The sequence below is a fragment of the Pectobacterium jejuense genome (genome assembly GCF_026800125.1).
Classification (GTDB): Bacteria; Pseudomonadota; Gammaproteobacteria; order Enterobacterales; family Enterobacteriaceae; genus Pectobacterium; species Pectobacterium jejuense.
Window position 1 is genome coordinate 205,989 of sequence record NZ_JAPQKX010000011.1, and the last position, 6,270, is coordinate 212,258.

General features: G+C 47.7%; 3 protein-coding genes. All 3 read left to right on the forward strand.

Annotated elements, in window-relative coordinates; all coding sequences use genetic code 11:
• Positions 1–533 precede the first annotated feature (533 nt).
• A complete protein-coding gene (gene ushA, locus NXT09_RS19220) occupies positions 534–2,183 on the forward strand; it encodes a bifunctional UDP-sugar hydrolase/5'-nucleotidase UshA (protein WP_268580886.1) in 1,650 nt (549 codons plus the stop codon).
• A gap of 235 nt (positions 2,184–2,418) precedes the next feature.
• Complete coding sequence (locus NXT09_RS19225; RefSeq protein WP_268580887.1) at positions 2,419–4,431, forward strand: discoidin domain-containing protein; 2,013 nt, start codon at positions 2,419–2,421, stop codon at positions 4,429–4,431.
• A gap of 163 nt (positions 4,432–4,594) precedes the next feature.
• Positions 4,595–6,270 (forward strand): discoidin domain-containing protein (locus NXT09_RS19230; RefSeq protein WP_268580888.1); only part of this gene is annotated, 1,676 nt, incomplete at its 3' end.

A 6,270-nucleotide genomic window follows, 5' to 3' on the forward strand; every position in this document is an offset into this window, starting at 1 on the left:
CGTTTGCTGTCTGGCTGCAACGCCAATTATTCTGGGTATACACAAATTCTATTGCATATAGCGAAATGTTGCTTGGATAAAAGTGGTATTTTATGAAAAATATCAGTTTCTCCAGTTAAAGGTAGTGTAACACAGATTTAGGGATGGTTTCTCGCGATAAGCATTGATAAACATGCGTAATTATTCTGATAGCGTGATGTTCTTGGCACTAATGCCTTACTGCTTTCCTGTGTATTCAGCGGAATAATTTTATCCACCGGCGTAAAATGCCGGAAAACAGAGGATAAACGGTGTGATGCTGGATTATTCCGATGAAGCATTCATATTAGCAAGAGTTCGTGACGGCGTGACGACAGTGCCAAGCCAGCGTGATATCACTCCCGCTGCTATACCTCATCTGATTTTGTTGGCTACCGCACATTGCTGACGGATAGCGAGAATGCGCCTCGCGCATTGTTCATCTTGCTGTGCTAATTTGTGTGGTGAATTTCTCAGTGGTTCCACTGGGTCTTTAAAATAAACGGAGATTTATCATGCGCTTTTCAGTAAAAGCTCTGGGATGTGCGATGGCGGTGTCGCTCGCGCTAACACCTGTAATGTCAATGGCTTGGGAAAAAGACAAAACATACGCTATCACTATTTTGCATACCAATGACCATCACGGTCATTTCTGGCATAACGACCACGGTGAATATGGGTTAGCGGCGCAAAAAACGCTGGTCGATCAGATCCGTCAGGAAGTGGCAAGTAAAGGTGGCAGCGTACTGCTGCTTTCCGGCGGTGATATTAACACTGGCGTGCCTGAGTCCGATTTACAGGATGCAGAGCCAGATTTCCGCGGTATGAACATGGTCGGCTATGATGCAATGGCACTCGGCAACCACGAATTCGATAATCCGCTGTCTGTCCTGCGTCAGCAGGAGAAATGGGCGAAATTCCCGCTGTTATCGGCCAATATCTACCAAAAAAGTACGAGTCAGCGTTTATTTAAGCCTTATGCCCTGTTCGACAAGCAAGGTGTGAAAATCGCGGTTATCGGGCTGACAACGGACGATACGGCCAAATTAGGCAATCCTGAGTATTTTACCGATATCGAATTCCGTAACCCTTCAACAGAAGCGAAGCAGGTTGTTGAGCAGTTGCGGAAGAGCGAAAAGCCGGATGTGATTATTGCCGCGACGCACATGGGGCACTATGACGACGGTAATCACGGTTCTAATGCGCCGGGTGATGTGGAAATGGCGCGTAGCCTGCCTACTGGATATCTGGACATGATTGTCGGCGGTCACTCGCAGGATCCGGTCTGTATGGCGCAGGAAAATAAAAAGCAGGTGGATTATGTGCCGGGCACGCCTTGTGCTCCCGATCGTCAGAACGGCACCTGGATTGTTCAGGCACATGAGTGGGGTAAATATGTCGGTCGTGCTGATTTCACATTCCGCAATGGTGAATTGAAACTTGAGCATTACCAGCTGATTCCGATCAACCTGAAGAAAAAGGTAGAGAAAGACGGCAAGACCGAGCGTGTTTTCTATACGTATGAAATCACGCAAGATCCTGACGTCATGAAAATGCTGACGCCGTTCCAGGAAAAAGGGCAGGCACAGCTGGGGATCAAGATCGGTAGCGTGAAAGGTAAGCTGGAAGGCGATCGCAATCAGGTGCGTTTCCGCCAGACCAATCTGGCGCACGTGCTGCTGTCTGCACAGCTTGAGCGTGCAGGGGCTGATTTCGCCATCATGAGCGGCGGCGGTGTACGCGATTCGATCGAATCCGGTGATATCACCTATAAAGATGTACTGAAGGTTCAACCATTTGCCAACACACTGGTTTATGTGGATATGAAAGGCAGCGACGTTGAGAAGTACCTGGCCGTCGCGGCAAATAAAAAGGTAGATTCCGGTGCCTATGCGCAATTCCTTAACGTCAGCTTGACGGCAGACGGGCAGGGTGTGCAGAACGTGAAAATCAAAGGTGAGCCGTTGCAGGCAGATAAAGTTTATCGGATGGCAACGCTGAACTTTAATGCGATGGGCGGCGATGGTTATCCGCGCCTTGATAATCTGCCGAGCTATGTGAACACCGGTTTTGTCGACGCTGAGGTGCTGAAGCAGTATATCGAGAAGCATTCTCCGCTGGATGCGGAAGCCTACGCGCCGAAAGGTGAGATCGTTTATAAGTAACAAATAATGATGGCGGTTTTTGTCTCTTTACTGATGACATAAACCGCCATTTTTTTGGATGTTATCCTGAGATAATCATGCCGCATGTAAACCTTTAACTACTAAAAGGCATTAAATCTAATTTGCTGATTTAATTGATTAAATAATCTTATGTTTAGTAAAGTGCTTTAAAATAACCGACCTGCCAAATACGCGATACTCCTGATGCACCCTAACTAACGGAGTAGTCGGTACTATGAAAAACGTAAATATTGAAATCAACGTCTGTGGCAGCATGGGAAAATCAACATGTGCTGTTAATCCCCCTATTCAAGTTGATTCCCATACTTGCTGCCATTCAGACAATGGTGGTGGTCAGGAGCCCGGTGTTTCCGGCGTTGCTTCCGTATTCGGGCGTACCGGTGTCGTAACTGCACAGCCCGGCGACTATACGGCCGATCAGATCACTGAAACCGCCACCAGAAAATTTGCCACGCCGGATGAAAAAGCAGTCTGGAATGCAAAGCAGGATGCATTAATTTCTGGCACCACTATCCGCACGCTCTTTGGTCAGTCGTTGCTGGGCAGCGGTGATATCTCACTGACGCCAGCGCAAATGGGCGTTGCGGCCGCAGATCACACGCACACCACCGCGGACATCACCGACTACACGCAAAAAACGAAGCAACTCATTCGTTCCTCGCTGGAAGCGGGGGCGGGCGTGACGCTGAGTTATAACCCGGTGAATGAGAAAACCATTATCAGCGCGGCTGGTGGTTCGGGTACGGGCGGTTCGGGTTATATCGTTGCCGATCGTCAGGGCGCAACGGCGGGGCAAAATCATGCGTTCAGCATTAGTCCACAAAATACGTTTAATCTCGCGGCGTATGCGCTGAAAGAAGTCGCAGGCGCGGCGAATCAGACTTATGTGGTGGATGATTTCGGCGTGTCTAGCGAAGGGAACTACAACGTAACTCATGCTGCTGTGTTTGATAACACATTACGTCCCTATGTCGGAAAACTATATAACTTGGCGCAATCCGGTAATTTTTATTCGTCATCAATCAAATCAGACGGTGAAAGCATTGAAATTGATGCTGTTAATAAAACGCTGATTCCTGTGATGACAGCAAATAATAGTTCAGTTGGCTACACGGTTGACGCATCGTCCGAGTATTCAACGCAATACGCGGCGTGGACAGCATTCAACGGAACGTTAAATCGATACTGGGCATCCAAAACCGTACCAACAGTGGCTAACCCACATTGGTTGCGTATTACTATGGCGGCTCCTGTATTGATTGATACATACAGAATAATAAACGAAAACCTGAATGCTGGGCCACTCAGCCCGAAATCGTGGATGTTTCAGGGGAGTAATGATGGTACAACGTGGAATACGTTACATACGGTATCTAATGATACTCGTGATGGGAGGGGGGCGGTTCGAGAATATACGTTCACCAATGACACGCCGTATTCATCATTCCGTATTTTAATAACCGAGCAAAATGCTGGCCCGCATGTCCAAATTGGGGAGCTTGAAATATTCCGCAGCGAGCGATTATTGATTAACGGCAGTGATGGAAAATGGTATTCAGCGAACAATGGGGTATTAACATCGGTCCCAGCACCATCTGTGGCGGAAGATTTTTATGAGACTGGTTTTTTGTCATCTGGCGTAATCTCCGAATCCTCTTTGTCAGGAATACAGCCGATAACGATTTTTTCATCAAAAAATATTGATGCAAAAGTGCTATATACACCGCATCCTCAAATTGCCATACAGAAAACCCTGGCGAGCGCGGCCTTATGGTCACAAATCAACTCCGCAGCGCTGACAGCTACGCAGACAGGCAACGGTAAAGTGCGTGTCGCCGTGACGCGGGATTTGGTGAACTGGCATGTCCTGCGGAACGGAGCGTGGGTTGATGTTGGCACGCTGTCAGCCGATACCACAGGCGCAGAAGCACTGATTGCGGACGGTATGACGCCAGCCGAGCTCGGCGGTATTACGGCGGCACAATGGACGCAACTGTTCTCTGCAAACAACGGTGTGCCAGACTCTCTGGCGTTCGCATTTGCGCTTGATATCACCGATCCCGCGGCAGATGTCGCGACCATTGACCGACTGGTATTGAACGTCAACGACGCCTCAAGCTGGAAAGTGCAGACTCAGGCGGAAGTGGAGATCCGCTGGCGCACCGACAGCGTGACATTCCGTACCGTAACGGCAGGCAATTACAAATTGGCGTATCAGATTCCATAATTCGCCTCTCGATTATCTATTCCAATGGCCGCTATTTTGCGGCCATTTTTGCTTCTGTATTTTATATAAAAGGAAACGATGGATTAGTAAAGTGCGTTGAAATAATACATTGGGAAAATAAGTGATACTCCTTATTCCCTTGATTAATGGAGTCATCAATATCATGAAAGATATCAATATTGAAATCAATGTTTGTGACAGTACAGGCAAATCAACATGTACCGTTCATCCTCATACCTGCTGCCATTCAGATAATGGCGGCAATCAAGAACCCGGCGTCTCCGGCGTTGCCTCCGTATTCGGGCGTACCGGCATCGTAACTGCACAAGCTGGCGACTATACGGCCGATCAGATTACTGAAACTGCTACCAGAAAATTTGCCTCGCCGGATGAAAAAACGGCCTGGAATGCAAAGCAAGATGTATTAATCTCTGGCACCACGATCCGCACGCTCTTTGGCCAGTCGCTGCTGGGCAGCGGTGATGTTTCACCGACACCAGCGCAAATGGGCGTTGCGGCTGCGGATCACTCGCACACCACCGCGGAAATCACCGACTACACACAAAAAACGAAGCAGCTTATCCATTCCTCGCTGGAAGCCGGTGCGGGCGTAACGCTGAGTTATAACCCGGTGGATGAGAAAACCATTATCAGCGCAGTTGGTGGCTCGGGCGCAGGCGGTTCTGGCTATATTGTTGCCGATCGTCAGGGTGCAACGGCGGGGCAAAGTCATGCGTTCAGCATTAGCCCACAGAGCACGTTTAATCTCGCGGCATACGCGCTGAAAGAAGAAGCCGGTGCGGCGAATCAGACTTATGTGGTTGATGATTTCAACGCATCGAGTAAAGCAAATTATGATGCAACGGATGATGCTATTTTTGATGGTACGGTAAATTTATATCGCGGCGAGACTTACTCATTAATTAGTGATAATGCGTTTTACTCATCACAAATCAGGACTGGTGGTGAGTTGATATCAATTAATGCAGTAAAAAAAACAGCAATACCTAAAATGACGTCAAATAGCCAAGACGGCTATACCGTATCCGCATCTACATCGAGTCTGCCCAATTTCCCTCCGTACCGAGCATTTGATGGCATTACGCAAACAACGGCTCCGGGTGACTGTTGGGCATCAGAAAACGTTCTGAATTCAACTAACCCGCAGTGGCTACGAGTTGATTTTCAAAAGCCAATGATGATTGGTTCCTATATGATAAAAAATAGAGGAGCAAAAAACAGAACGATCGTAGATTTTACAACGCCGAGAACGTGGGAGTTACAGGCTAGCAATGACGGGGATTCATGGAAAACAGTGCATTCCGTTATTAATGATGTAAATACCGAAACTGCGGGTGAGAGATTTTTTACTATCCCCAATCCCGAGTATTTCACGTCATATAGATTATTTGTCACTCTAACTAATGGGAATGGGCTCGGAGTGACAATAGGCGAGTTTCAGCTATATTCACAAAATAGTGTTTTGATTAAATCCCGTTCAAACGACTGGTATTCATCACGCTCTGGAATACTATCTGTAGTGCCTGAGCCGCGTGATGCGAATGATTTTTTAATGTCTGGGTTTGATTCATCGGGGGAAATTCAGAGCTCGCAACTAAACGATCTCATGCCGATAAAAATATTTTCAGCTAATGAAATCGATGTGGAAACACTATATACACCGTTCTCGCAAATCATTATTCAAAAATCACTGACGTCTGCCGTGTGGTCAAAAATCAATGCAGCAACGTTAACTGCAACGCAGACGGGCAACGGCAAGGTGCGTGTTGCTGTAACACGTGATCTGGTGAACTGGTATGTCTTGCGGAACGGGGTGTG

What these genes read in the sequence shown, in the direction of transcription:
- NXT09_RS19225 (WP_268580887.1), top strand. Translation starts at nt 2,419, where the DNA reads ATGAAAAACGTAAATATTGAAATCAACGTCTGTGGCAGCATGGGAAAA.
- ushA (WP_268580886.1), top strand. Translation starts at nt 534, where the DNA reads ATGCGCTTTTCAGTAAAAGCTCTGGGATGTGCGATGGCGGTGTCGCTC.